Source organism: Glycomyces sp. NRRL B-16210, from assembly GCF_000719515.1.
Classification (GTDB): Bacteria; Actinomycetota; Actinomycetes; order Mycobacteriales; family Micromonosporaceae; genus Glycomyces.
Genome location: NZ_JOGR01000010.1, coordinates 409,859 through 433,830, shown reverse-complemented (window position 1 = coordinate 433,830; position 23,972 = coordinate 409,859). Strand labels below are relative to the sequence as shown.

Here is a 23,972-nt window from a genome sequence, read left to right as displayed (position 1 = left end):
CGGCCGCGAGGCGACTACCATTGACCCGTCCATGCCCCGCCGGGCTCGCCGGCGACCATCGAACGAGGAGAACCGTGGCACCCGCAGCGCCGAACCACAGCAACCCAGCCGACGTCGCGAACGCGACCGAACCGCTGTGGGTCACTGCTGGCACCACGTGCGCTGACGCGGTCGCCGAGGCCGGGCTCCCCGTGAACGGCCCGGGTGCCATTGTCGTCGTCCGCGACGCCGAAGGGCAACTGCGCGACCTCTCGTGGGCGCCCGAGGCCGACGCGAAGGTCGAGCCGGTCGCGCTCAACAGCCCCGACGGGCTCAACGTCATGCGCCACTCCGCCGCGCACGTCATGGCCCAGGCGGTCCAGGAGCTGCACCAGGCCAAGCTCGGCATCGGCCCGCCGATCACCGACGGGTTCTACTACGACTTCGACGTGGCCGAGCCGTTCAACCCCGACGACCTCAAGGCCGTCGAGAAGCGGATGCTCCAGATCATCAAGCAGGGGCAGACCTTCCACCGGCGCAAGTACGCCTCGCTCGACGAGGCCCGCGCCGAGCTCGCGAACGAGCCGTACAAGCTCGAACTCATCGAGACCAAGGGCGAGGGCACCGACGCCGACGAGGTCATGGAGGTCGGCGGCGGCGAACTGACCGCCTACGACAACCGCGACCGCACCGGCGAGAAGGTCTGGTCGGACCTGTGCCGGGGCCCGCACCTGCCCTCGACCAAGCTCATCGGCTCGGTCAAGCTCATGCGCTCGGCCGCCGCGTACTGGATGGGCTCGGAGAAGAACCCGCAGCTCCAGCGCATCTACGGCACCGCCTGGCCCAGCGTCCAGGAGCAGAAGGCGTACCTCGCGCGCCTGGCCGAGGCCGAGAAGCGCGACCACCGCAAGCTCGGGCAGCAGCTCGACCTGTTCTCCTTCCCCGACGAACTCGGCTCGGGGCTGCCGGTGTTCCATCCCAAGGGCGGGATCATCCGCTACGAGATGGAGTCCTACCTGCGCGAACGCCAGAAGCAGGCCGGGTACGAGCTGGTGAACACCCCGCACATCACCAAGAGCAAGCTCTTCGAGACCTCCGGGCACCTGCCGTACTACGCGGACTCGATGTTCCCGCCGATGGAGTTCGAGGGCGCCGACTACTACGTCAAGGCCATGAACTGCCCGATGCACAACCTGATCTTCCGCTCGCGCGGGCGCTCCTACCGGGAGCTGCCGCTGCGCCTGTCGGAGTTCGGGTCGGTGTACCGGTACGAGAAGTCCGGCGTCGTGCACGGGCTCACCCGCGTCCGCGGCATGACCCAGGACGACGCGCACATCTACTGCACCGACGAGCAGGCCGCCGGCGAGATCAAGAGCCTGCTCGAATTCGTGCTCCAACTGCTGCGCGACTACGGCCTCAACGACTTCTACCTCGAACTGTCCACCAAGGACGACTCGCCGAAGTTCATCGGCGACGACGCCCTGTGGGAGTCGGCCACCGCCACCCTGCGGCAGGTCGCCGAGGAGTCCGGGCTCGACCTCGTGCCCGACCCCGGCGGCGCGGCCTACTACGGGCCGAAGATCTCCGTGCAGGCCAAGGACGCGATCGGGCGGACCTGGCAGATGTCGACCATCCAGCTCGACTTCAACCAGCCGGCCCGCTTCAACCTGGAGTACTCGGCGGCCGACGGCACCCGCAAGCAGCCGGTGATGATCCACCGGGCCCTGTTCGGCTCGATCGAGCGGTTCTTCGGGGTCCTCACCGAGCACTACGCGGGCGCGTTCCCGGCCTGGCTCGCGCCGGTGCAGGCCATCGGCATCCCGGTGCGCGACGAGAACGCCGACTACCTGGAGGCGTTCTTCGCGCGGCTGCGCGAGGCGGGCCTGCGCGGCGAGGTCGACCACTCCGACGACCGGATGCAGAAGAAGGTCCGCAACGCCCAGCTCCAGAAGATCCCGTTCATGGTCATCGCCGGCGACGACGACCAGAACGCGGGGACGGTCTCCTTCCGCTACCGCGACGGCTCCCAGCGCAACGGCGTCCCGATCGAGGAGGCCCTGGCCCACATCGCCGAGGTGGTGCACTCCCGGATCAACGAAGGCCCCTCGGCCGCAACCGAAGAGGCCTGAGCGAACGCACTGTGGGGGCGGGACGGCGAAGCCGTCCCGCCCCCACAGTGCGTCGACCTATTCGGGCAACTCGAGGACGCTGCGCTGACGCAGGTCGCCGATGGCCTCTGCGATGGTCCTGAAGTCGTCGTCATCGTGGAGGACGCGAATCGCAGGTTTCGGGTTCTGCCCGGCGTGGCCTAGGATCGTCCCCGTGGAAGAGCGCGAAGGCGTCGGCGTCCCCGACGGGTACGAGCGGCTGTGGACCCCGCACCGCATGTCCTACATCCAAGGCGAGGGCAAGCCGACCGGCGACGACGCCGACATCGAGGGCTGCCCGTTCTGCGAGATACCCAAGCTCGCCGACGCCGACGGCAACATCGTCGCGCGCGGGCGGCACATGTACGCGGTCATGAACAAGTACCCGTACAACTCCGGCCACCTCATGGTCGTGCCCTTCCGCCACGTGCCCGACTACACCGACCTCGACGCCGACGAGATCGCCGAGATGGGCGCCTTCACGCAGCGGGCCATGACCGTCATCCGCGCCGTCATGGCCGCGCACGGGTTCAACATCGGCATGAACCAGGGCCAGGTCGCCGGGGCCGGGATCGCCGGCCACCTGCACCAGCACGTCGTCCCCCGCTGGGGCGGCGACGCCAACTTCATGCCCATCATCGGCCGGACCAAGACCCTCCCGCAGCTCCTGTCGGACACCCGCGACGAACTGGCGGCCGCATGGGAGCGGGTGTGACCGGCCGGGCACCATTAGAGTCAAGGCAGCGCCCCTTTCCGGCCCCCCGGCCGGGACGGGGCCCGCACCCACGCGCCCGAACACCCATCCGGGCGATGCCGAGAAATCAGGAGACCATGGCCAAGTTCCTTCGGACCTCGGGCCGAGCGGGCGTCCGCCGCTACGTCGACGCCGCCGCGAAGGCCCTCATCCGCATCGGCGTGTCCGCCAACGCCGTCACCCTCGCCGGCACCGCCATCGTGGTGGCCGCCTCGATCCTGCTGCTCTCGCAGGGACACCTGTTCATCGGCCTCATCGTGGTCGGCCTGTCGGTGCTCACCGACATGCTCGACGGGGCGATCGCCCGCGTCAAGGGCACCAGCAGCCGCTTCGGCGCCCTCCTGGACTCCACCTGCGACCGCCTCGCCGACGGCGCCATGCTCGCCGGCCTGGCCTACTGGCTGCTCACCGAGGAGCGGTTCCTCGCGTGCGCGCTCACGCTGACGGCCCTCATCGCCTCGCAGATGGTCTCGTACGTCAAGGCCCGCGCCGAGTCCCTCGGCGCCGAATGCAACGTCGGCATCGCCGAGCGCCCCGAGCGGCTGATCCTCGCCGGCGTCGCGGTCCTCGCCGAGTCCTTCGGCGTCCCGTTCGCGATGGAGGTCGGCATGGGCCTGCTCGCGCTCCTGGCCGCGATCACCGTGACGCAGCGCCTGTTCGCCGCCCGAGCCTCCCTGGAAGCGAGCGAAGGACGCGTCGATGCGTGAGCGCCTGACCGAGCTGGGCTACCTGGCGGCGTGGCGCGGCGTGCGGCTCCTGCCCGAATCCGCGGCCGCCGCCCTCGGGAACCGCTTCGCCGACCGCGCCGTGAAGAAGGACGGCCGCAGCGTGCGGCAACTGCGCAAGAACCTCGCCCGCGTCGTCGGCGCCGAACCCGACGAGGACCTGGTGCGCCGGGCCATGCGCTCCTACGCCCGCTACTGGCTCGAGGCGTTCCGGCTGCCGTCGATGAGCACCGAGCAGCTGCGGCGCAAGTTCGAGATGAACGGCTACGAGCCCGTGCACGAACGCGCGAAGCAGGGCCTGGGCTCGATCGTGGCCCTGCCGCACTCGGGGAACTGGGACTTCGCCGGCGCCTGGGTCGGCTCGGTGGCCGGCGACAGCCTCACCACCGTCGCCGAACGGCTCAAACCCGAAGGGGTCTACCGCCGCTTCCTCGCGTACCGCCAGGCGCTGGGCATGAACATCATCCCGACCTCCGGCGGCGACCGCAACCCGCAGGCGGCCCTCGGGGAGGCCCTCGCCGAAGGCCACGTGGTCGCGCTCGTCGCCGACCGCGACCTGGGCCGCAGCGGCACCCCCGTCGAGTTCTTCGGGGAGGCCACGACCTTCCCGACCGGGCCGGCCCTGCTGGCGATCCGCAACCGCGTCGAGCTGTTCACCGCCAACATCCACTACGAGGCCGACCGTGCCGTCTGCCGCATCACCGGCCCGGTCGACACCGGCACCGGCTCGCTGCGCGAGCGCATAGCGATCACCACCCAGCGCATGGCCGACTCCTTCGAGGGCGGCATCCGGGCCCACCCGGACGACTGGCACATGCTCCAGCGGTTCTGGACGGCCGACTTCGGGCCCTCCGCTGCGGCCCTCGCCGCCGACGCCAAGGAGTCGTGATGGGGGTCCTGAGGATCGGGATCGTCAGTCCCTACTCCTTCGACGTCCCCGGCGGCGTCCAGTTCCACATCCGCGACCTCGCCGAGACCCTCATCGACGCCGGGCACGACGTCTCGGTCCTGGCCCCCGCCACCGAGACCGAGGGGCTGCCCGACTTCGTCGTCCCCGGCGGCAAGGCCGTCGCCGTGCCCTACAACGGCTCCATCGCGCGCCTCGCCTTCGGGCCGCGCTCGGCCGCGCGCGTGCGCAAGTGGTGCGCCGAAGGCGACTTCGACGTCATCCACGTGCACGAGCCGCTCACCCCCAGCCTCTCGTGCCTGGCCGTGCTCAACGCCCGCTGCCCCGTCGTCGCCACCTTCCACACCGCCATGACGCGCTCGCGGATGCTCGCCGCCGGCAAGCACATGGCCCAGCTCGTCCTGGAGAACCTCTCGGCGCGCATCGCCGTCAGCCCCTACGCCCGCAAGGTCCAGGTCGAGCACCTCGGCGGCGGCGCCGTCGAGATCCCCAACGGCGTGCCCGTGGCCTTCTACCGCAAGGCCGCCCCCCTCGAAGGCCTGCCCGACGGCCCCACCATCGGCTTCATGGGCCGCTACACCGAGTCGCGCAAGGGCTTCCCGATCCTGCGCGAGGCCTTCGCGCGCCTGGCAGCCGACCGCCCCGACCTGCACCTGGTCGTGGTCGGCCGCGGCGACCCCGAGGCGGCCGTGGCCGGCCTCGAACCCGCCGTCGCCTCCCGCATCCGCTTCCTCGGCGCCGTCGACGACGACGAGAAGGCCTCCATGCTCGCCGGCGTGGACCTCTACGTCGCCCCCAACACCGGCGGCGAGTCCTTCGGCATGGTCCTCACCGAGGCCATGGCCGCGGGCACCTGCGTGCTCGCCTCCGACATCGAGGCGTTCCGCTCGGTCCTCGACGACGGCGAGGCGGGGGAGCTGTTCGCCGTCGGCGACGCCGCCGACCTCACCGCCAAGGCCGCCCGCCTCCTCGACCACCCCGAACTCCGTACGGCGTACGTCGAACGGGCCAACGAGTGGGTCAAACGCTACGACTGGCCCGAGGTCGCCGCCCGCCTCCTGGAGGTCTACCGCGCCGCCATCGAAGCGGGCACCGAACGCCGCTAGCACCCCCTCACGGCGCGACACGCCCGGACCCTGGCCCTGGCCGCAGGCCCGTACGATGATCCGGATGTGGTGGTTGGCTGTGCTCGTGGCGATCGTGGCCGTCGTAGGCGCCTACGCGACCTGGACGGTCACCCGGGTCGAACGCCTGCACCGGCGCGCCCACGCCGCCGAGGACGCCCTCCTCGCCAAACTCGACGACCGCGCCGAGACCGTCCTGCGCTTCATCGGCAACCCCGGCTTCGAAGAGGTCGTCGCCCTCGCCCTCTCCGTCGTCGCCGTCCCCGCCGACACCCAGCGCCAGCGCGAACTGCGCGAGTACGCCGAGAACGACCTCACCCGCGCCCTGCGCGAACTCGCCGCCGACCCCGTCTGGAGCGACGACCTCGAATCCGCCAACCGGCGCGTCGCCCTCGCCCGCCAGATCCACTCCGACTTCGTCCGCGACGCCGTCGCCTCCCGGTCCCTGCCGATGGCGGTCGTCCTGCGCCTGCACCGCCGCCTCGCGCGCCCCGAGTACTGGGACATCGAAGACCCCGTTCAGTGAACGGCCGCCACCAGCTCACGGCTGCTGTGAGGCCGGTCGCGGCGTAGAATCGGCCAGGTCAGATCACCCCTGGCGGCGAGGCCCGCGGGCCGGCCGCCGAACGCGACGTACTACCCAGATGGAGCCGGTGACCGTGTCAGAGACCCAGAAGCCCGAGGCCGAGGTCGGGACCGCCCGCGTCAAGCGAGGCATGGCCGACATGCTGAAAGGCGGCGTCATCATGGACGTCGTCAACGCCGAGCAGGCCAAGATCGCCGAGGACGCCGGCGCCGTGGCGGTCATGGCGCTCGAACGCGTCCCCGCCGACATCCGCGCCGAAGGCGGCGTCTCGCGCATGTCCGACCCCGACATGATCGACCGCATCATCGACGCCGTCTCGATCCCCGTCATGGCCAAGGCCCGCATCGGCCACTTCACCGAGGCCGCGGTCCTGGAGGCCATCGGCGTCGACTACGTCGACGAGTCCGAGGTCCTCACCCCCGCCGACGAGGCCAACCACATCGACAAGTGGCAGTACACCGTGCCGTTCGTGTGCGGGGCGACCAACCTCGGCGAGGCCCTGCGCCGCATCAGCGAGGGCGCGGCCATGATCCGCTCCAAGGGCGAGGCCGGCACCGGCAACGTCGTCGAGGCCACCCGCCACATGCGCCAGATCCGCCAGGACATCGGCCGCCTCGCCACCCTCGACTCGACCGAGCTCTACGCCGCCGCCAAGGAACTGCGCGCGCCGTACGAACTCGTCGCCGAGGTCGCCCGGCTCGGCAAGCTCCCGGTCGTGCTCTTCACCGCCGGCGGCATCGCCACCCCCGCCGACGCGGCCATGATGATGCAGCTGGGCGCCGAGGGCGTCTTCGTCGGCTCGGGCATCTTCAAGTCCGGCGACCCCGCCCACCGCGCCGCCGCCATCGTCAAGGCCACCGCCTTCCACGACGACCCGAAGGTCATCGCCGAGGTCTCCCGCGGCCTCGGCGAGGCCATGGTCGGCATCAACGTCGACACGCTCAGCGAGGAGCAGAAGCTCGCCAAGCGCGGCTGGTAGCACCGCAGACGCAGAAGGGCCCGGGCGTTCTCGCCCGGGCCATTCGCGCACGTTTCAGAAGTCCAGCAGCGCGCCGCCGGTCGCCTGCACCGCCTGGCAGCGGTTGCCGTACGTGCCGATGAAGAAGTGGCTCGCCCGGTGCCAGTTCCCGGTCACGACCACCCGCACCGGGTCGTACTGCGCGGTGCACATCCCGTCGCCGCCGCCGATCGCGTCGATGTGCCCGCCCGCCGCTTCGAGCTGCGCGCACGCCTCCTCGGCGTTGGGGTGCGCGCTCCACTGCGCCGGACAGGACAAGGTGATCGAGGACTCGCCCCCGCCCTCGACCGAGGTCACGCGGATCGTCAGCTCGCTGTGCGGCCCCGTCGCGGGGTCCGGTTCGATCAAGGTGAGGGCCTGCGCCGGAGCGGCGGTCAGGAGCGCCGCGAGACCGGCCGCTCCCAAGACGGTGGAGACGAGCTTGTTCATGGGCCGATCCTAAGGAGCCGAAGGGCTCCGATCCGGCTTCGACACTCCTAGGCTTGACGCATGAACGCAAGCGATCTCTACGCGCTCCCGACCGCCGACCTCCAGCAGCGGGCCTTCGCGCTGGCCCGACAGCGCCGCGACTGGCGCTTCTTCATCGAACTGTTCCGGCACACCCCGACCGCGCTGGAGTCGGAGGACCTCGATCCCGACGTGGCCGAGATCGGCGTGGCCATCGACGACCTCGTCGGCATCTGGCGCGAGGCCACCAAGGGCCAGTGGGGCGCCTCGGAGCCGCTCGCGCGGGCGGCGTTCATCGACTACCTCACCGAGCACGGCCCAGAGGAGGAGCCGACCGACTGAGCGGGCCTCAGTACTCCTTCGGCGCGGCCTTCTGGAACGACTCGTTCATCCAGTAGCGGATCTCGCTGGAGAACAGCCACCACAGCGCCAGCACCGAGGCGAACACCCAGGGCGCGACCAGCAGGCCGAACTGCACGGACATGTACATGCCCTCGACGAACAGGACCGCGGTGGCGCCGACGGCCCACCAGCGCACGGCCTTCAAGCGGGACTTGAAGCGGATCGCGCACATCGCGGCGATGATCGCGGCCACGACCGCGAGCCCGGCGATGACCAGGCTGGTGACGAGGAAGCTCGTGCTCTGGAAGGTCGTGTAGGCCGCCTGGGCGACCTCGGCCGGGTCGCCTTCGACCGGCGGGTACTCCGTGTAGTACTCGAGGATGTCCTCGCGGCTGACCGACCGAGCCGAGACGGCGTTGAAGGCGTAGACATTGCCCGCGAGGACGGCGCAGACGACCTGGATCCACATCGCGATCTGCAACCTGCGGAGCTTGCGGGGCGGGGCGTCCGAGTCGTCCTCGTCGGGGCCGACGGGCTCTCGGTTGGGGCCGAAGTTCGGTTGCGGGAGCATCGATGCGGGCCTTTCAGGTGGGGTCCGGTCGCCTAGTGGTTGAACCAGCGGCGGCCGAAGCGCTCGGTAAGCGTTCCCATGATCGTAATCGGGACGACGGCGAGGCCGATGCACAGCGCCCAGTAGAGGCCGCCGGTGAACAGCAGCCACCCGAGGCCGACGAGGGCGGCGACCTGCACGACCAGGATGAGGATCCACAGGATGCGCCACTGGAAGCGCATGAGGACCGTGGCGAGGATCAAGAACAGCGCGAGTCCGCCGAGTCCGACCGCGGCGCGGTAGACGTCGTGCTCCGCGGCGGGCGGCACCAGCCCGCGGGCGGTGTGGTGCGCGAGCACGACGAGCCCGCCGGCGGCGAGGCTGATCGCCGCCTGGATCCACATGGTGTTGCGCGCGGCCCGGACGGAGCGGGGCATCGGGTTGCGCTTCGAGGTCTTGGCCATCTTGTTGTAACTCCCGGACTCAAGGGGTGCATCACGTTCGAAGGCAGACTTTAACGGATCGTCACCTCCCCGCCGTGTTCAGCCCGTTCGGTCACAGTGGCGATCGACCAGGTAGGCGGCGTGCCGGGCCGGAATTACCCTTGAGTGGCCCGGCCCCCGACGAGTTTTGGAGTTCTCTGATGACCGTGCCCCGAATCGGCGTCCTCGCCCTGCAAGGCGACGTGGTCGACCACATGCGCGCGCTGGAGGCGGCCGGGGCCGAGGCGACGCCGGTGCGGCGCGCCTCGGAGCTCGACGCGGTGGAGGCCCTGGTGATCCCCGGCGGGGAGTCGACCGCGATGAGCCGGCTGCTGGAGGTCTTCGACCTGTTCGACCCGGTCAAGAAGCGCCTCGACGAAGGCATGCCCGCCTTCGGCTCCTGCGCGGGGATGATCCTGCTCGCCGACGAGGTCCTCGACGGGCGCCCCGACCAGCGCTCCTTCGGCGTCATCCCGATGACGGTGCGCCGCAACGCGTTCGGCCGCCAAGTGGATTCCTTCGAGACGCCGATCGCCATCGACGGCGTCCCGGGGGGCCCGTTCGAGGCGGTGTTCATCCGCGCGCCGTGGGTCGAGCGGGTCGGCGCCGGAGTCCGGGTGATCGGCACGGTCGAGGCCGGCGCCGAGAGCGGTCGCGATGGGGGCGAGGGGCCGGGCGGTAGGATCGTCGCCGTACGTGCGGGCGTCTGCCTGGCGACCTCCTTCCACCCGGAGGTCACGCCGGACGCGCGGGTGCACGAGTACTTCGTGGGAATGGTCCGCGGCGCGAACGCCGGACCGGTCGAGCAAGAGGAACGAGGAACGCCGGAATGAGTGGCCACTCCAAGTGGGCGACGACCAAGCACAAGAAGGCCGCGATCGACGCCAAGCGGGGCAAGATCTTCGCGAAGCTCATCAAGAACATCGAGGTCGCCGCGCGCACCGGTGGTCCTGACCCGGCCGGCAACCCGACCCTGTTCGACGCGATCCAGAAGGCCAAGAAGAGCTCGGTCCCCAACGACAACATCGACCGCGCGGTCAAGCGCGGCGGCGGCCTCGACGGCGGCGGCGTCGACTACGAGACCCTCATGTACGAAGGCTACGCGCCCGGCGGCGTCGCGGTGCTCATCGAGTGCCTGACCGACAACCGCAACCGCGCCGCGGCCGAGGTGCGCGTGGCCCTGACGCGCAACGGCGGCTCGCTCGGCGAGGCCGGCAGCGTCGGCTACATGTTCTCCCGCAAGGGCACGATCATCGTCTCCCCGAACCCGGAGCTGACCGAGGACGACATCCTCATGGCCGTCCTCGACGCCGGCGCCGACGAGGTCAACGACCTCGGCGAAGGCGGCTTCGAGGTGCTGTGCGAGCCGACCGACCTGGTCGCGGTCCGCACCGCCCTCCAGGAGGCCGGGATCGACTACGACTCGGCCGAAGCGGGCTTCCAGGCCTCCACGAACATCGAGGTCGACGTCGAAGGCGCCCGCAAGGTCCTGCGCGTGGTCGACGCCCTCGAAGACAGCGACGAGGTCCAGAACGTGTGGACCAACGCCGACATCAGCGACGAGGTCTTCGCCAAACTCGACGAAGAATAAGCCCGGACGAGCAGGGCCCGAAGCGCTTTGCGCTTCGGGCCCTGTCGCGTATGCCATTACGCCATGGCGGGGTTGGGGGCCTTGCGGTAGACGCGGATCGTCCAGACCACCGCCGCGGCCGTGATGAGGCCGTACAGGCCCACACCGAAGGTCATGCTCGCCAGCGTCACGCCGCCGATCGTCGCCAGCGCCGGCATCACGCCGCCCGCCGCCATCTGGACCGAGCCCATGAACGCCGAAGCCGTGCCCGCGATCTGCGGCGGCTGCGAGGACATCGCCGCCGCGCCCGCGTTCGGGAAGAGCACGCCGCAGCCCAGCATCATGGTCGCGATCCCGATCGGGATGGTCCACAGGTTCGCCACGTCCACCATCTGGACCACGACCAGCCAGGCGATGCCCGCCAGCGAGATCGCCATCCCCGCGATCATGCGCTGCTCCGAGCGACTGCGGTCGATCATGAGCATGTTCGCCTGGTTGCCCGCCAGCAGCGCCAGCGTGCCGATCGCGAACAGCAGCGAGAAGAAGCCCGGAGAGGCCCCCAGCTCCTGCTGCGAGATGAAGCTGAACGTCGAGACGTAGGTGAACAGCATCGAGAAGTTCATGATCACCACGATCGTCGGCGCCATGAAACGAGGGTCGCGCACCAGCGTGCCCAGCGAGGACGCGAACTCCGGCCCGGTCATCACCCGGCGGTCCTCCGCCGGGAGGCTCTCGGGCAGGAACCTCCACACCAGGAACGTCGACAGCGCCGACAGCACCGCCATGAACACGAACACCGTCTGCCACGGGCCGAAGCGGATCAGCTGCGCGCCGACGATCGGGCCCAGCATCGGCGCGAGCATCGTCACGAACATCATCTTCGCGGTGAAGCGGGTCATGTCGTCGCCCTCGAAGTGGTCGCGGATGACCGCGCGGGCGACGACCACGCCCGCGGCGCCGCTCAGACCCTGGAGGAAGCGCATGGCGATGAGCAGGTCCGCGCTGGTCGCGATCGCGCACACCAGCGAGGTCAGGGTGAAGACCGCCATGCCGATGAGCAGCGGCTTGCGCCGCCCGATGCGGTCCGACAGCGGTCCGATGACGGCCTGGCCGAGCCCCATGCCGATCATCATCGACGTGAGGGTCAGCTGGATGCGGCTCTCGGGCGTGCCGAGCGCGTCGGCCATCGCGGGGAACGCCGGCAGGTAGAGGTCGATGGCGATCGGCGCGGTCGCCGAGAGCGCGCCGAGCACGAAGACCATCGTGGCGATGAATCGGCGGGAGTGCCCGTCGGCGCCGACGGGCGGCATGAATGCGGCAGCAGACACAGTGAGTCCAAACCAGTGGTGTGCGGAGCGGAGATGGGGGCGCCGGATTCGCGGCCCGCCTTGATCGCCGATGAGAGGCGCGCGCGGAGTGTCCGGTCCCCTACTACACAACCACGCCGCTAGCCGACCGGCAAGTGGTTTATGGGCAAGGCCACGGCAGCGTTCTCCGGCCACACCCGTCGCACCATCGCGGGCCCCGAACGCGCCCGCGGGCGCTCTTGCGAAGCGACGGTCGGTGGGGGCGGATAAGCTGACGCGAACCGAGCGACAGGAGGAGCGCGTGCGCGTCATGGGGATCGACCCGGGCCTGACCCGCTGCGGCGTGGGGGTCGTCGAAGGACGACCCGGAGCGCCCGGCACGATGGTCGCCGTCGACGTGGTCCGCACCGACCCCGAAGCGCCCCTTGGCGAACGACTGCTCGCCCTCGACGATGGACTGCGAGCCCTGCTGGAGGCCCACCGCCCCGAGGCCGTCGCCGTCGAACGCGTCTTCAGCCAGCACAATGTGGCCAGTGTCATCGGCACCGCCCAAGCCTCGGGCATCGCCCTGCTCGCCGGGGCCCGCCTGGGACTGCCCACCGAGACCTACACCCCCTCCGAAGTGAAGAACGCCGTGTGCGGCAACGGCACCGCCGATAAGCGCCAGGTCACCACCATGGTCACCCGCATCCTCCGCCTCCAGGCCGCGCCCAAGCCCGCCGACGCCGCCGACGCGCTGGCCATCGCGATCTGCCACCTGTGGCGCGGCGGCGTCAAGGCCCGCATCGCCGCGGCCGCCGCCCGCTCCCAGGCGCCGAGAGGAAGTGCCCGATGATCGCGCAGCTCACCGGAACCGTCGCCGCCGTGGGGGAGGCCTACGCCGTCGTGGACGTGGGCGGGGTCGGCTACGCCGTGCACGCCGGAGCGCACACGCTCGCGAACCTCAAGGTCGGCGCCGAGACCGTCCTGGCGATCTCCACGATCGTCCGCGAGGACTCGATCACCTTGCACGGCTTCAACACCGCCGAGGAGCGGGACCTGTTCGAGCTGCTTCAGAACGCGCAGAAGATCGGCCCGCGCATCGCCCGCGACGCCATCGAGGCGCTGCGGCCCGACGTGATCCGCCACGCCATCGCCACCGCCGACACCGCGACGCTCTCGCGCATCCCCGGCGTCGGCAAGAAGAGCGCCGAGCGCATCGTCCTCGACCTCGCCGACAAGATCGGCCCCGTCGACCTCGGCAACGTCCCCAAGCAGGCCGCCGGCCGCCCCGGCGGCTGGCGCGTCCAGGTCGGGCAGGGCCTCCAGGCCCTCGGCTGGTCGGCGAAGGAGGCCGAGACGGCCATCGAGCAGCTCGACGCCGAAGGGGCCGACGGCACCGACGTGCCCACCCTCCTCAAGCAGGCCATCCGACTCCTCGGGAAGCGCTAAGCCATGGACCAGCCCGAAGACTTCACCCCCGAGCAGTGGGACGCGGCGCTCACCGCCGCCGAGGCCACCGAGCTCGACCGGCTCGTCGAGGAGGGCATCCGCCCGGGCAAGCTCGACGACGTCATCGGCCAGTCCCGCGTCCGCGAGCAGATCAGCCTCCTCCTCGAAGGCGCCCGCCGCCGCGGCGCCTCGCCGGACCACCTGCTGCTGTCGGGCCCGCCCGGACTCGGCAAGACCACCCTCGCCATGATCGTCGCCGCCGAACTCGGCGTCGGCCTGCGCCAGACCTCCGGGCCCGCCATCGAGCGCTCCGGCGACCTCGCCGCGATCCTCACCAGCCTCGGCCCGAACGAGGTGCTGTTCATCGACGAGATCCACCGCATCGCCCGCCCCGCCGAAGAACTCCTCTACACCGCCATGGAGGACTTCCGCGTGGACGTGATCGTCGGCAAGGGCCCCGGGGCCACCGCCATCCCGCTCGAACTCGAACCGTTCACCCTCGTCGGCGCCACCACCCGCGCCGGGCTCCTCACCGGGCCCCTGCGCGACCGCTTCGGGTTCCTCGGGCAACTGGAGTTCTACGACCGCTCCGAACTCGAAGCGATCGTCACCCGCTCCGCGGGCATCCTCGACGTGGCCGTCACCGCCGCCGGGGCCGCCGAGATCGCCGGGCGCAGCCGCGGCACCCCCCGCATCGCCAACCGGCTCCTGCGCCGCGTCCGCGACTTCGCCCAGGTCCGCGCCGACGGCACCATCGACGCCAAGGTCGCCGCCGCCGCCCTCGCCCTCTACGACGTGGACGAACTGGGTCTCGACCGCCTCGACCGCGCCGTCCTGCGCGCCCTCGTGACCACCTTCAACGGCGGACCGGTCGGCCTCACCACCGTCGCCGTCGCCGTGGGGGAGCAGCCCGACACCGTCGAAGAGGTCTGCGAGCCGTTCCTCGTCCGCGCCGGACTCCTCGCCCGCACCCCCCGCGGACGCGTCGCCACCGCGGCCGCCTGGCACCACCTCGGCCTGACCCCGCCCACCGCCGAAGGGCTGTTCGGCTCGGGAGACGCGTAGGGTTGGCCCTAGGCGGCGGCCCGGGCGGCGCGTTCCACCCGATAGACTCCGCCCACGTCACCGACACAGAACGCGACCATCCACGACGAAAGGCACCATCGTGCTTGCATCCGCAGACGTCCTCGCGCAGGACAGCACCGGCGGTGGGAACTTCATGTTCATCATCATGATCGTGGGCTTCATCGCCCTCATGTACTTCGTGATGATCCGCCCGCAGAAGAAGCGCCAGCGCGAACAGCAGGACATGCAGAACACGGTCGCCCCCGGTGCCCGCGTCATGACCATCGGCGGGCTCTACGGCACCGTCGTCGACTCCGACGACGAGTCCGTCACCCTCGAAGCCAGCGACGACACCTTCCTCGTCTTCGCCCGCCAGGCCATCGCCAAGGTCATCACCCCCGCCGAGACCGAGCCCGAGGCCGAGGAGGAGACCGTCACCGAAGCCGAGGCGACCCTCACCGACGAAGACCTCGACAAGCTCCGCGAGACCGGCGGCGAGGGCAAGGACAAGCACGCGGGCAACTCCGACCGCAAGGAGTACTAGGCCGCGACGGGCCCTCGGGCCCGCCCGCGCCCACCGGGACCGGACACCGCGGACCCGCTTCGATCCGGCCGCACCCAGGGCGGGCAGAGCCGACAAAGGCCGCCGTCCTAGAATGAGCCGCGCCGAGGATACGTGTGCTAGCCGACACTACGGCTCGCAAGCAGCGCCGAGGGCCCACTCCCTCCGGTCGGCCGAGAGGCCGACCGGCGCCCGCTAGCGTCTGCGCAGGTCACCGCGGCGCCTGCCCCTATCCGAGTTCTGAGGAAGAGACCGACCATTGGCTTCAGTAACGGGCGCTGACCGCCCACGGAAGAAGATCCAGCGCAAGCGCCAGCCAGTCGCCACCTATTTCCTGGCACTGACCGCGCTCCTCGTGCTCCTGTGGGTGTCCGCGCTCGCGGGCGCCGGCTGGAAGTTCCCCACCCCGAAGCTCGGTCTCGACCTTCAGGGCGGGCTGTCGATGACGCTCACCGCCTACCAGCAGGGCTCCAACGCCGCCCCCACGGCCGAGACCATGGAGCAGGCGCGCCAGATCATCGAGGGCCGCGTCAACTCCACCGGCGTCGCCGAGCCCGAGGTGTTCGTCGAGGGCACCGAGAACATCGTGGTCAACGTGGCCGGCGACGACATCGACGAGGAATCCCTCCGCGACGTCGGCGCCCCCGCCGAGCTGCGGTTCCGCCTCGTCACCAACTCCACGCCCGACTACTCCGCACTGGAGGAGGCCCTGGGCGAGGCCGGCACCCCCGACGAGGACGCCGAGGCGTCCGCGGACGAGGACGCCGAAGCCCCCGCCGATGAAGAGGCCCCCGCCGACGACGGCTCCGAGGAGGCGACCGACGAGGCCGCCACCGACGAGGAGGAGGAGCCCGCCGGCAACGGCCAGGCCCCCACCACCGACGACGTCGTGATCACCCTCGACAGCGTGTGGGAGAAGGTCGGCCCCGACGCGGCCGCCACCGCCCAGTCGCTGACCGGCCCCCCGGCCGACGAGACCACCATGGCGCTCCTGGACCCGTTCGGAGACCTCACTCCCGAAGAGGTCTCCTTTCTCCCGGCATCGGTCCAGTTCTTCGTCCCGCAGGTGACCTGCGCGCAGCTCGACAACCGCCCGCCCGGCGCGGTCCAGGAGGCCGACATCGAGGTGACCGCGTGCTCGGCTCCCGAGCCGGCCACCGACGAGGACCCGGACCTGATGTTCTCGTACAAGTACCTCCTCCAGCCGGCCACCGTGCTCGGCTCGGACGTGGACTCGGCGGACGTCGGCACCGACCAGGCCAACCCCAACCGGTTCGTCGTGAACGTCCAGTTCACCACCGCCGGCGCCGAGAACTGGGGCGCGATGACCACCGCGGGCCTCGGCTCGCAGGTCGCCATCGTCCTCGACAACGAGGTCGTCAGCGCCCCGACCATCCGCGAGGTCTCCAAGACCTCGACGCAGATCTCCGGCGACTTCTCCTCCGAGGAGGCCCGCCAGCTCTCCGACCAGCTCAACTTCGGCTCGCTCCCGACCACGTTCGTGGTCGAGACCGTCAACGAGGTCACCGCCACCCTCGGCGTGGAGCAGCTCGAGGCCGGCCTGATGGCGATGGTCATCGGCCTGGCGCTGGTGTTCCTGTACTGCCTCGTCTACTACCGGATGCTCGGGTTCGTCGTCCTCGGCAGCCTCACGGTCGCCACGCTCGTGCTGTACCCGACGGTGGCGCTGCTGGGCTCCCAGATCAGCCTGACGCTCACCCTCGCCGGCGTCGCGGGGTTCGTGGTCGCCATCGGCATCACCGCCGACTCCTTCGTCGTGTACTTCGAGCGGATCAAGGAGGAGATGCGCGACGGCCGCTCGGCCCGCTCGGCGGTGCCCAGGGGCTGGGTGCGCACCAGGCGGACGATCCTGTCGGCCAACACCATCTCGATCATCGCCGCGCTGGTCCTGTACTTCGTGGCGCTGGGCCCGGTCCGCGCGTTCGCCTTCGCGCTCGGCCTGTCCACCATCGTGAACCTCCTGGTGGTCTTCCTGTTCACCCACCCGGTCGCCGAACTGCTCACGCGCGGCAAGCTCCTCGACAACACCAGGCTGTCCGGGCTCCACACCAAGGCGGCCCCGTCGTCGTCCGGCACCTCGGCCTCGCGCGCTTAAGGAACGGTTATGAGCACTGATCAGAAGAACGCCGAGACCGAGCGCCTCTCCGTCTGGAGCAAGCTCTACCGCGGCCGCACCGACTTCCAGTTCGTGGCCAAGCGCAAGCGCTGGTACCTCATCGCCGCGATCATGGGCGCCCTGTGCGTGGCCGTCATGGTCTTCAAGGGCTTCTCGCTGGGCATCGACTTCGCCGGCGGCAACCAGTACACCGTGCCGGCCAACGGCACGACCATCACCGAGGTCGAGGCCGCCGCGGCCGCCGCGGGCGCGGAGATCGCCTCCGGCCAGTCCACCGGCACCGGCGACGACCAGGCCTTCGTCATCCGCACCACGGCCACGGACGTGGACACGGCCGCCGAGATCCGCCAGGCCATGGCGGACGCGGTCGGCGCCGAGACCTCCGACATCGCCACGGCGACCGTCTCGGCCACCTGGGGCGCCTCGGTGTCCCAGAAGGCCCTGCTCGCGCTCATCGTGTTCCTGGTCCTCATCACCGTGTTCATCTGGCTGCGCTTCGAGCGGCGCATGGCGATCGCCGCGGTCGCGGCCCTCGCCTACGACGGGCTGCTCATCGCGGGCGTGTTCTCGCTGGTCGGCTTCGAGGTCACGCCCTCGACGATGGTCGGCGCGCTCACGGTCCTGGCGTACTCGCTGTACGACACGGTGGTCGTGTTCGACAAGGTCCAGGAGAACACCGCGCACCTGCTCCAGAGCCGCCAGAAGACCTTCGGCGAGGGCGTCAACGACGCGATCAACGAGACGCTGATGCGTTCGCTGAACACCTCGATGATCGGCGCGCTGCCGGTCGGGGCGCTGCTGTTCATCGGCGTGGGCCTGCTCGGCGTCGGCACGCTCAAGGACCTCGCGCTGGTGCTGTTCGTCGGCATCGTGGTCGGCACGTACTCCTCGATCTTCCTGGCCGCGCCGTGGCTGGTGGACCTGGCCGAGCGCAGCGCCGTCTACCGGAGGCACAACCAGAAGATCGCCTCCAAGCGCGCCGGCGAGCCCGAGGACGACAGGCCCGCCCGCAAGGGCGCGCAGAGCCGCGCCGCCGAGGACGACGATGACGACCGCCTCGTGCGGGCCAAGACCGACGAGCTCCCGCTGGAGCTGCTGGAGGAGCCCGCGCCGGTGCGGACCGGGGGAGGATCCCGGCCCCGTCAGAACGTGAACAACTCGAAGCGGCGCAAGCGCCGCTGAGGGGCACCTGAGAGCACGAAACGGCGGGCGGACCCTCTCGGTCCGCCCATCTTCTCTCCTGCCGGAGACTCCTTGGCCTTGTTGTACAGCTCTCCGGCCTTGTCCTTGAGATCGTCCGCGTTGTCCGCGACCTTGTCCTTGATCTCGTTGAACTTGTCTGACATCCCCACGGTGAACCCCTCCCTACGTGAGTCGGAATCACTATATGAGCACTCCGGGTCCGCCGAAGCGTTTTCCCCGTACATCCCCGGTCGAATCCAGAACGCTACCGGAGGATGACGCGGTGCGGGCCGATTGCTCCATACCGTCGCGACCATGACGAACGCATCGAATTCCACGGGCCGGGCCCGCAGCGCCCTCATCGTCGGCGGCGGCATCGCGGGCCCCGCCGCCGCCCTAGCCCTCCAGAAGGCCGGCATCGAGGCGCAGGTCTTCGAGGCCCGCCCGACCGGCGCCGACACGCAGGGCGGGCCGCTGACGCTGGCCCCGAACGGACTGAGCGCGCTGAAGGTGATCGACGCCGACACCGACTTCGCCGCCGCGGGCATCCCCACCCCGCGCATGGTCATCCACTCCGGCTCCGGCAAGGTCCTCGGCGCGATCGAGGCCGACCCGGACCTGCCGGGGCACGTGACGCTGCCGCGCGGGCGGGTCGCCGAGCTGCTGAGGGAGCGCGCCGCGGACGCCGGCGTGCCGATCGCGCGCGGCAAGCGCTTCGTGGACGCCGTGGACACCGGGCACAGCGTCATCGCCCAGTTCGACGACCACACCACCGCCGAGGCCCACCTGCTCATCGGCTGCGACGGCATCCGCTCGGTCGCGCGGGGCCTGGTCGACCCGGCCGCGCCGCGCCCGCGCTACACCGGCCTCATCGGACTCGGCGGGTTCATCGACGGCCCCGCGGGAGTGCCCTCCACCGGAGGGGCCTTCCACATGATCTTCGGCCGCAGGGCCTTCTTCGGGTACGTCTCCGACGGCGACCGCACCGGATGGTTCGCGAACCTCCCGCACAAGCGCCTCGACCGAGAGGCCATGCGCGAGACCACGTTCGCGCAGTGGATGGAGCGGATGCGCGCGGCCTTCGCCGACGACGCGGGCCCGGCCCTGCGAATCCTCGAGCACGTGACGCCGCAGTCGTTCATCCCCGCATCGCCCCTTGAGGACCTGCCGCACGTCCCGGCGTGGTCCAAGGGCCGGATCGCGATCATCGGCGACGCCGCGCACGCCACCTCGCCCTCCTCGGGCCAGGGCGCGAGCCTCGCGATCGAATCGGCGGTCGAACTCGCCCGGTGCCTGCGCGACCTGCCGATCGACCGAGCCTTCACCGCCTACACCCGGGCGCGCAGGGCCCGCGTCGAGCGCGTGATCGCCGCGGCCGCGCGCACCAACCAGTCCAAGGCCGCAGGGCCGATCGCCGCCCGCTTCAGGGACGCGCTGATGCCGTTCTTCATGGAGCGCTTCACGACTCCGGAGAAGACCGCCTGGCAGTACGCCTACACGATCGACTGGGACGCCACGGCCGGACTCAGCGCGCGATGAGGGCTTCGAGCCTTTCGATGAACTCCCGCTCGCCGTCGCTGACGGCGACCTTCTTGCTGAAGAAACCGCCCGACTTGGACCGGGCGGCCTCGGCGACCTTGGTGGCGATGCGCACCAGCCAGGCGCCGTAGGCGTCGAAGTCCTCTTGGCCGGCGCGCTCGCGCAGCGCGGCGAGGGCGCGCTCGGTCGTGCCGAGCGCCTTCGCGATCGCCTCGTCCTGTTCGAGGAGGCCTTCGCTGCGCGGCTCCTTGACGTCGCGCTCGCGCAGGCGGTTCGCGACGGCCTTCACGAGGGCGTTGCGGTGCCTTTGCGCCTCCTTGAAGACCTTGGCGGCGGCGGTGAGCTCCTTGAGGAACCGGAGGGCGTTCGGCGCTCCGTCGGCGACGATCGCACCCTCCATCACCGCCTTCGGGGCGGCCAGGACGTCGGCGAGCTCGTCGTCGCCGAAAACGGAGAGGTCGGTCATGCGCACGCTTTCTACTGTGCCGGCGGGGAACCGCCACACCATACCGAAGGCGTGCGCGGAGGCCGCTACACGCGTTCGGTGCCGGTGAGGCGGTAGGCGTCGTAGACGCCGTCGATCTTGCGGATCACCTTGATGATGTGGTCCAGGTGCTCCGGTGTGGCCATCTCGAACGTGAAGCGGGACAAGGCGACGCGGTCCCTGGTGGTGGTCACCGTCGCCGACAGGATCGACACCCGCTCGCCCGAGAGGACCTGCGTGACGTCGGCCAGCAGCCGGTGGCGGTCGAGCGCTTCGACCTGGACGGTGGCCACGAACGTGGCCTGGTCGTCCTCGTCGCGCGACCAGTGCACCTCCAGCACCCGGTCGGGCTGGAGCTCGATGCGCTCCTCGGCGTTCTCGCAGTCCCTGCGGTGCACCGAGATCACGTGGTAGCGGGTCGCGAAGCCGATGATCGAGTCGCCCGGGATCGGGTTGCAGCAGTGCGCGAGCCGCACCGGCATCTCGCCCTCGTCCATGCCCGCCACGGTGACCGCGGCGTGGATGTCGCCGTGCGCCTCGGGCACGATCCGCGCCGGCTGCGTCGGCGCGGTGGCCTCGGCCATGTCCTCGGTGGCGCCCTCGGCCCCGCCCTGGACCTCCAGCAGCCGCTGCACGACCTGGGTCGGCGACACGTGGTGTTCGCCCAGGGCCGCGTACAGCGCCTCGACGTCCTTGAGGTTCAAGTCCTTCGCGAGCGAGGTGAGGTTGTCGTGCGTGAGCATCCGCTGGAGCGGCAGGCGGCGTTTGCGCATCGCCCGCGTCAGCTCGTCCTTGCCCTGCTCGATCGCCTCTTCGCGGCGCTCGCGCTTGAAGTGCTGCTTGATCTTCGTGCGCGCCCGCGGGCTCTTGACGAACCCGAGCCAGTCCTCGCTCGGGTTCGGGGTCTTGGAGTTCGAGGTGAACACCTCGACCACGTCGCCGTTGGACAGCGTCGACTCCAGCGGCACGATCTTGCCGTTGACCTGCGCGCCGATGCAGCGGTTGCCGACCTCGGTGTGCACCGCGTAAGCGAAGTCCACCGGGGTCGACCCCGCAGGTAGGGCGATGACGTCGCCCTTGGGCGTGAACACGTACGCCTCGGAGGAGGCCAGGTCGAACCGGAGCGCGTCGAGGAACTCCGAGGGGTCGGCGGCCTCGCGTTGCCAGTCGAGGAGCTGGCGCAGCCACGCCATGTCGTCGATGTGCGCGGGCGGGCCGGCGACGGTGGAGTTCTTCGTCTCCTTGTACTTCCAGTGCGCCGCGATGCCGTACTCGGCGGTGCGGTGCATCGCCCACGTGCGGATCTGCATCTCCACGGGCTTGCCGTTCGGGCCGATCACCGTGGTGTGCAGCGACTGGTACATGTTGAACTTCGGCATCGCGATGTAGTCCTTGAACCGACCCGGCACCGGCTGCCAGTTCGAGTGGATCACACCGAGCGCCGCGTAGCAGTCCCGCTCGTTCTCGACCAGGATGCGCAGTCCCACCAGGTCGTAGATGTCGTTGAAGTCGCGCCCGCGCACGATCATCTTCTGGTAGATCGAGTACAGGTGCTTCGGTCGCCCGGAGACCTCGGACTTGATGCGCGAGTTCTTCAGGTGGTCCTTGACCTGCGCGATGACCTGCTGGAGCAGCATCTCCCGCTGCGGGGAGTGCTCGGAGACCAGCCGCGCGATCTCGGAGTACCGCTTCTTGTACAGCGTCGCGAAGGACAGGTCCTCCAGCTCCCACTTGATGGTGTTCATGCCCAGGCGGTGGGCCAGGGGAGCGAGGATCTCCAGGGTCTCGCGGGCCTTCTGCTCCTGCTTCTCGGGCGGCAGGAACGTCAGGGTGCGCATGTTGTGGAGGCGGTCGGCGAGCTTGATGACGAGCACCCGCGGGTCCTTGGCCATGGCCACGACCATCTTGCGGATCGTCTCGGCCTTGGCCGCGTCGCCCAGCTTCACCTTGTCGAGCTTGGTGACGCCGTCGACCAGGAGCGCGACCTCCCCGCCGAACTCGGCGCCGAGCTCGTCCAGCTCGTAGTCGGTGTCCTCGACGGTGTCGTGGAGCAGCGCGGCCACGAGCGTGTTCGTGTCCATGCCCAGCTCGGCCAGGATCGAGGCGACCGCGAGCGGGTGGGTGATGTACGGGTCCCCGGACTTGCGGAACTGGCCGCTGTGCAGCTCCTCGGCCCGCGTGTAGGCCTGCTGGAGCAGCCGCACGTCGGCGCGGGGATGGGCGGCCCGGTGGGCCGCCACCAGCGGTTCGAGGACCTCGGGGAGCTGGGAGGACTGCCACGGGGCGTTGAATCGCGCCAGGCGCGCCCGCATCCGCCGGCCCGTGGGCGGCCCGGTGGGGCCGCTCGCGGCGGGCACGGCGTCGGCGGTATCGCCGGTCGCGGCTCGCTCGGTCACCACGGACGCCTCCTCGGTCTCCACACGGCTCATCGGATTCTCAAAACCTCAACAAAGCTTCGACACCCATCCTAGCTTCGCGGGGCCCGGGCCCGTGCGGAGCGACTCCCCCTAAGGGGTGTCGACGGAGCCCTGACGGCCGCCGTGCGGCCCGTTCGCCCGCCCGCTTCGTGGTCGGGCCTTCGCCTACAACGCCTGTATGCGAAGGCCCTCGCGCCTCCCGGGCGACCGAACGGCCTCTGACACCGGCTCGCCGAGGGGCCGTCAAGACCCCCTGGCGACCGTGAGCCGCTTCGCACCGAGCCGCTCGCTACATCGCGCCCGCGGCGGCCACCTGCTCGACGATGTCCAGGCCGGAGGTGATCTGGCCCAGGACCGTGTAGGAGGCCGGGAGCGTCGTGTCCTCGTAGACGATGAAGAACTGGCTGCCGGTGGTGCCCGCGCCGGCGTTGGCCATCGCGATGGTCCCCGCCGGGTAGTTCGCCTCGGCCTGGACCGGCAGGTTCTCCTCGTTGTACTGGTAGCCCGGGGAGCCCATGCCCGCCATCTCGGGGGTCCCGCCCTCGATCGCGGCGCGCGCGTCGGGGTCGCCGCACTGGAGGACCCAGATGCCGTCGGTCGTCAGCCGGTGGCACTGCTGGCCGTCGAAGTAGTCGTCCTGCGCGAGCGTCGTGAACGACCCGGCGGTGCAGGGGGCGCGCCCGGTGTCGATGTCCGCGGTGATCGTGCCCAGGTTGGTGACGATCGTCATCTCCTGCGTCCCGGCCGCGGGCTGGGTGAACAGCGGGGTCGGGCTGACGCCGTCGACGGAGTTGTAGAGGCAGTCCCTGGTCGCCGAGGCGTCGGGGGCGCTCATCTGGAAGCACTCGAGGTAGACGTCCTGGGCGGGGCGCCCGTCCGTCAGGCCCTCGACGGCCTCGCCGAGCTCGCCCTCGCCGCTGGGCTCGACGCCGTCGCAGCGGGTCGAGGCGGCCTCGGCGTCCGCGATCAGGCCGGCGATGTCGGGGTCCGAGGCCGGACCCTCCTCGTCCTCGGGGGCGAAGAGCTTGACCGCGAGCACGGCGATGACGATGAGGGCGACCAGGCCCGCGACGCCGCCGATGCTCCACAGGACGGTGCGCTTGCGCCGCTCCTCGTCGGCCTTCACGGACATGCGCTGCTCCAACTGCTGCCGGGCGGCCAGGCGCTGGGCTTGTTTCGACGCCACCGTCGGTTCTCCTTCGCGCGGTTAAGGGGTG

25 protein-coding genes are annotated in these 23,972 nt (G+C 70.5%); 17 read left to right on the top strand and 8 right to left on the bottom strand.

Annotation, left to right across the window (positions count from 1 at the left end; translation table 11 throughout):
• Positions 1-74: 74 nt before the first annotated feature.
• The 7 genes from thrS (at position 75) to pdxS (ending at position 7,201) form a co-directional block, all read left to right on the top strand.
• Positions 75-2,108, top strand: a complete 2,034-nt coding sequence (thrS, locus tag IF12_RS0116110) for a threonine--tRNA ligase (RefSeq protein WP_051704470.1) — start codon at positions 75-77, stop codon at positions 2,106-2,108.
• 193 nt (positions 2,109-2,301) lie between these two features.
• A complete protein-coding gene (locus IF12_RS0116105) occupies positions 2,302-2,841 on the top strand; it encodes an HIT domain-containing protein (protein ID WP_255343556.1) in 540 nt (179 codons plus the stop codon).
• A 116-nt stretch (positions 2,842-2,957) separates the two neighbouring features.
• Positions 2,958-3,587 carry a phosphatidylinositol phosphate synthase gene (pgsA, locus tag IF12_RS0116100; protein WP_030160128.1) on the top strand — a complete coding sequence of 210 codons (630 nt, stop codon included), beginning with the start codon at positions 2,958-2,960 and terminating at the stop codon, positions 3,585-3,587.
• On the top strand, positions 3,580-4,494 hold the full coding sequence (locus IF12_RS23220) for a phosphatidylinositol mannoside acyltransferase (RefSeq protein ID WP_051704469.1): 915 nt from the start codon (positions 3,580-3,582) through the stop codon (positions 4,492-4,494). Before pgsA ends, IF12_RS23220 begins: the two co-directional genes overlap by 8 nt.
• Positions 4,495-4,502: 8 nt before the next feature.
• On the top strand, positions 4,503-5,618 hold the full coding sequence (locus IF12_RS0116090; protein WP_030160126.1) for a glycosyltransferase family 4 protein: 1,116 nt from the start codon (positions 4,503-4,505) through the stop codon (positions 5,616-5,618).
• 64 nt (positions 5,619-5,682) lie between these two features.
• The gene (locus IF12_RS0116085) at positions 5,683-6,162 is read left to right on the top strand and encodes a hypothetical protein (RefSeq protein WP_030160124.1); all 480 of its coding nucleotides are present in this window, start codon (positions 5,683-5,685) and stop codon (positions 6,160-6,162) included.
• A 118-nt stretch (positions 6,163-6,280) separates the two neighbouring features.
• Positions 6,281-7,201: a pyridoxal 5'-phosphate synthase lyase subunit PdxS gene (gene pdxS, locus IF12_RS0116080; protein WP_030160122.1), complete on the top strand. Its 921-nt coding sequence runs from the start codon at positions 6,281-6,283 to the stop codon at positions 7,199-7,201.
• A 54-nt stretch (positions 7,202-7,255) separates the two neighbouring features.
• Here the strand turns inward: pdxS and IF12_RS24305 are convergent, their stop codons facing one another.
• Complete coding sequence (locus tag IF12_RS24305) at positions 7,256-7,669, bottom strand: SSI family serine proteinase inhibitor (RefSeq protein WP_051704468.1); 414 nt, start codon at positions 7,667-7,669, stop codon at positions 7,256-7,258.
• A 60-nt stretch (positions 7,670-7,729) separates the two neighbouring features.
• Between IF12_RS24305 and IF12_RS0116070 the strand changes: the two genes are divergently transcribed.
• The gene (locus IF12_RS0116070; RefSeq protein WP_030160119.1) at positions 7,730-8,029 is read left to right on the top strand and encodes a hypothetical protein; all 300 of its coding nucleotides are present in this window, start codon (positions 7,730-7,732) and stop codon (positions 8,027-8,029) included.
• A gap of 7 nt (positions 8,030-8,036) precedes the next feature.
• On the opposite strand, the gene IF12_RS0116065 is transcribed toward IF12_RS0116070, so the two are convergent.
• Both IF12_RS0116065 and IF12_RS0116060 read right to left on the bottom strand, forming a co-directional pair.
• Positions 8,037-8,600 carry a hypothetical protein gene (locus IF12_RS0116065; protein ID WP_030160117.1) on the bottom strand — a complete coding sequence of 188 codons (564 nt, stop codon included), beginning with the start codon at positions 8,598-8,600 and terminating at the stop codon, positions 8,037-8,039.
• 32 nt (positions 8,601-8,632) lie between these two features.
• Entirely contained in the window at positions 8,633-9,043 is a 411-nt protein-coding gene (locus IF12_RS0116060; RefSeq protein ID WP_030160115.1) for a hypothetical protein, read from the bottom strand.
• Positions 9,044-9,222: 179 nt separating this feature from the next.
• On the opposite strand from IF12_RS0116060, the gene pdxT reads away from it, so the two are divergent.
• Together pdxT and IF12_RS0116050 are read left to right on the top strand one after the other, a co-directional pair.
• Complete coding sequence (pdxT, locus tag IF12_RS0116055) at positions 9,223-9,894, top strand: pyridoxal 5'-phosphate synthase glutaminase subunit PdxT (protein ID WP_030160113.1); 672 nt, start codon at positions 9,223-9,225, stop codon at positions 9,892-9,894.
• Positions 9,891-10,652 carry a YebC/PmpR family DNA-binding transcriptional regulator gene (locus tag IF12_RS0116050; RefSeq protein WP_030160111.1) on the top strand — a complete coding sequence of 254 codons (762 nt, stop codon included), beginning with the start codon at positions 9,891-9,893 and terminating at the stop codon, positions 10,650-10,652. The genes pdxT and IF12_RS0116050 overlap by 4 nt, the downstream gene beginning before the upstream one ends.
• A 56-nt stretch (positions 10,653-10,708) precedes the next feature.
• Here the strand turns inward: IF12_RS0116050 and IF12_RS0116045 are convergent, their stop codons facing one another.
• Positions 10,709-11,959 carry a multidrug effflux MFS transporter gene (locus IF12_RS0116045; protein WP_166659609.1) on the bottom strand — a complete coding sequence of 417 codons (1,251 nt, stop codon included), beginning with the start codon at positions 11,957-11,959 and terminating at the stop codon, positions 10,709-10,711.
• Between the two features lie 280 nt (positions 11,960-12,239).
• Here IF12_RS0116045 and ruvC point away from each other — a divergent pair, with 280 nt between their 5' ends.
• The 6 genes from ruvC to secF all read left to right on the top strand — a co-directional run bounded on the left by ruvC (position 12,240) and on the right by secF (position 18,315).
• Complete coding sequence (gene ruvC, locus IF12_RS0116040) at positions 12,240-12,773, top strand: crossover junction endodeoxyribonuclease RuvC (RefSeq protein ID WP_035749196.1); 534 nt, start codon at positions 12,240-12,242, stop codon at positions 12,771-12,773.
• On the top strand, positions 12,770-13,369 hold the full coding sequence (gene ruvA / locus IF12_RS0116035) for a Holliday junction branch migration protein RuvA (protein WP_030160106.1): 600 nt from the start codon (positions 12,770-12,772) through the stop codon (positions 13,367-13,369). The genes ruvC and ruvA overlap by 4 nt, the downstream gene beginning before the upstream one ends.
• Positions 13,370-13,372: 3 nt before the next feature.
• Positions 13,373-14,434 (top strand): Holliday junction branch migration DNA helicase RuvB, encoded by a 1,062-nt coding sequence (gene ruvB, locus IF12_RS0116030; RefSeq protein WP_035749194.1) that lies wholly within the window; start codon positions 13,373-13,375, stop codon positions 14,432-14,434.
• 100 nt (positions 14,435-14,534) lie between these two features.
• A complete protein-coding gene (gene yajC / locus IF12_RS0116025) occupies positions 14,535-14,978 on the top strand; it encodes a preprotein translocase subunit YajC (protein WP_197034746.1) in 444 nt (147 codons plus the stop codon).
• A 277-nt stretch (positions 14,979-15,255) separates the two neighbouring features.
• Entirely contained in the window at positions 15,256-17,112 is a 1,857-nt protein-coding gene (secD, locus tag IF12_RS0116020; RefSeq protein WP_133884334.1) for a protein translocase subunit SecD, read from the top strand.
• A gap of 9 nt (positions 17,113-17,121) precedes the next feature.
• Complete coding sequence (secF, locus tag IF12_RS0116015; protein WP_051704466.1) at positions 17,122-18,315, top strand: protein translocase subunit SecF; 1,194 nt, start codon at positions 17,122-17,124, stop codon at positions 18,313-18,315.
• Here the strand turns inward: secF and IF12_RS25115 are convergent.
• Positions 18,276-18,479, bottom strand: coding sequence for a hypothetical protein (locus tag IF12_RS25115; protein ID WP_030160095.1), 204 nt, complete (start codon positions 18,477-18,479; stop codon positions 18,276-18,278). The two genes, secF and IF12_RS25115, sit on opposite strands and share 40 nt — an antisense overlap.
• Positions 18,480-18,630: 151 nt before the next feature.
• Between IF12_RS25115 and IF12_RS0116005 the strand changes: the two genes are divergently transcribed.
• Positions 18,631-19,854 carry an FAD-dependent monooxygenase gene (locus IF12_RS0116005; protein ID WP_030160093.1) on the top strand — a complete coding sequence of 408 codons (1,224 nt, stop codon included), beginning with the start codon at positions 18,631-18,633 and terminating at the stop codon, positions 19,852-19,854.
• Here the strand turns inward: IF12_RS0116005 and IF12_RS0116000 are convergent.
• The 3 genes from IF12_RS0116000 to IF12_RS26695 form a co-directional block, all read right to left on the bottom strand.
• Positions 19,841-20,326: a hypothetical protein gene (locus IF12_RS0116000; RefSeq protein ID WP_197034745.1), complete on the bottom strand. Its 486-nt coding sequence runs from the start codon at positions 20,324-20,326 to the stop codon at positions 19,841-19,843. The genes IF12_RS0116005 and IF12_RS0116000 overlap by 14 nt on opposite strands.
• 59 nt (positions 20,327-20,385) lie before the next feature.
• A complete protein-coding gene (locus IF12_RS0115995) occupies positions 20,386-22,767 on the bottom strand; it encodes a bifunctional (p)ppGpp synthetase/guanosine-3',5'-bis(diphosphate) 3'-pyrophosphohydrolase (protein ID WP_081913648.1) in 2,382 nt (793 codons plus the stop codon).
• Positions 22,768-23,044: 277 nt separating this feature from the next.
• Positions 23,045-23,941 (bottom strand): peptidylprolyl isomerase, encoded by an 897-nt coding sequence (locus tag IF12_RS26695; protein WP_231492619.1) that lies wholly within the window; start codon positions 23,939-23,941, stop codon positions 23,045-23,047.
• Between the last annotated feature and the right edge of the window lie 31 nt (positions 23,942-23,972).

Bases quoted from the DNA above. Each gene is read 5' to 3' on its own strand.
- pgsA (WP_030160128.1), top strand. From the start codon at position 2,958: ATGGCCAAGTTCCTTCGGACCTCGGGCCGAGCGGGCGTCCGCCGCTAC.
- IF12_RS23220 (WP_051704469.1), top strand. From the start codon at position 3,580: ATGCGTGAGCGCCTGACCGAGCTGGGCTACCTGGCGGCGTGGCGCGGC.
- IF12_RS0116085 (WP_030160124.1), top strand. From the start codon at position 5,683: ATGTGGTGGTTGGCTGTGCTCGTGGCGATCGTGGCCGTCGTAGGCGCC.
- pdxS (WP_030160122.1), top strand. From the start codon at position 6,281: ATGGAGCCGGTGACCGTGTCAGAGACCCAGAAGCCCGAGGCCGAGGTC.
- IF12_RS24305 (WP_051704468.1), bottom strand. From the start codon at position 7,669: ATGAACAAGCTCGTCTCCACCGTCTTGGGAGCGGCCGGTCTCGCGGCG.
- IF12_RS0116070 (WP_030160119.1), top strand. From the start codon at position 7,730: ATGAACGCAAGCGATCTCTACGCGCTCCCGACCGCCGACCTCCAGCAG.
- IF12_RS0116065 (WP_030160117.1), bottom strand. From the start codon at position 8,600: ATGCTCCCGCAACCGAACTTCGGCCCCAACCGAGAGCCCGTCGGCCCC.
- IF12_RS0116060 (WP_030160115.1), bottom strand. From the start codon at position 9,043: ATGGCCAAGACCTCGAAGCGCAACCCGATGCCCCGCTCCGTCCGGGCC.
- pdxT (WP_030160113.1), top strand. From the start codon at position 9,223: ATGACCGTGCCCCGAATCGGCGTCCTCGCCCTGCAAGGCGACGTGGTC.
- IF12_RS0116050 (WP_030160111.1), top strand. From the start codon at position 9,891: ATGAGTGGCCACTCCAAGTGGGCGACGACCAAGCACAAGAAGGCCGCG.
- ruvA (WP_030160106.1), top strand. From the start codon at position 12,770: ATGATCGCGCAGCTCACCGGAACCGTCGCCGCCGTGGGGGAGGCCTAC.
- ruvB (WP_035749194.1), top strand. From the start codon at position 13,373: ATGGACCAGCCCGAAGACTTCACCCCCGAGCAGTGGGACGCGGCGCTC.
- secF (WP_051704466.1), top strand. From the start codon at position 17,122: ATGAGCACTGATCAGAAGAACGCCGAGACCGAGCGCCTCTCCGTCTGG.
- IF12_RS25115 (WP_030160095.1), bottom strand. From the start codon at position 18,479: ATGTCAGACAAGTTCAACGAGATCAAGGACAAGGTCGCGGACAACGCG.
- IF12_RS0116005 (WP_030160093.1), top strand. From the start codon at position 18,631: ATGACGAACGCATCGAATTCCACGGGCCGGGCCCGCAGCGCCCTCATC.
- IF12_RS0115995 (WP_081913648.1), bottom strand. From the start codon at position 22,767: ATGAGCCGTGTGGAGACCGAGGAGGCGTCCGTGGTGACCGAGCGAGCC.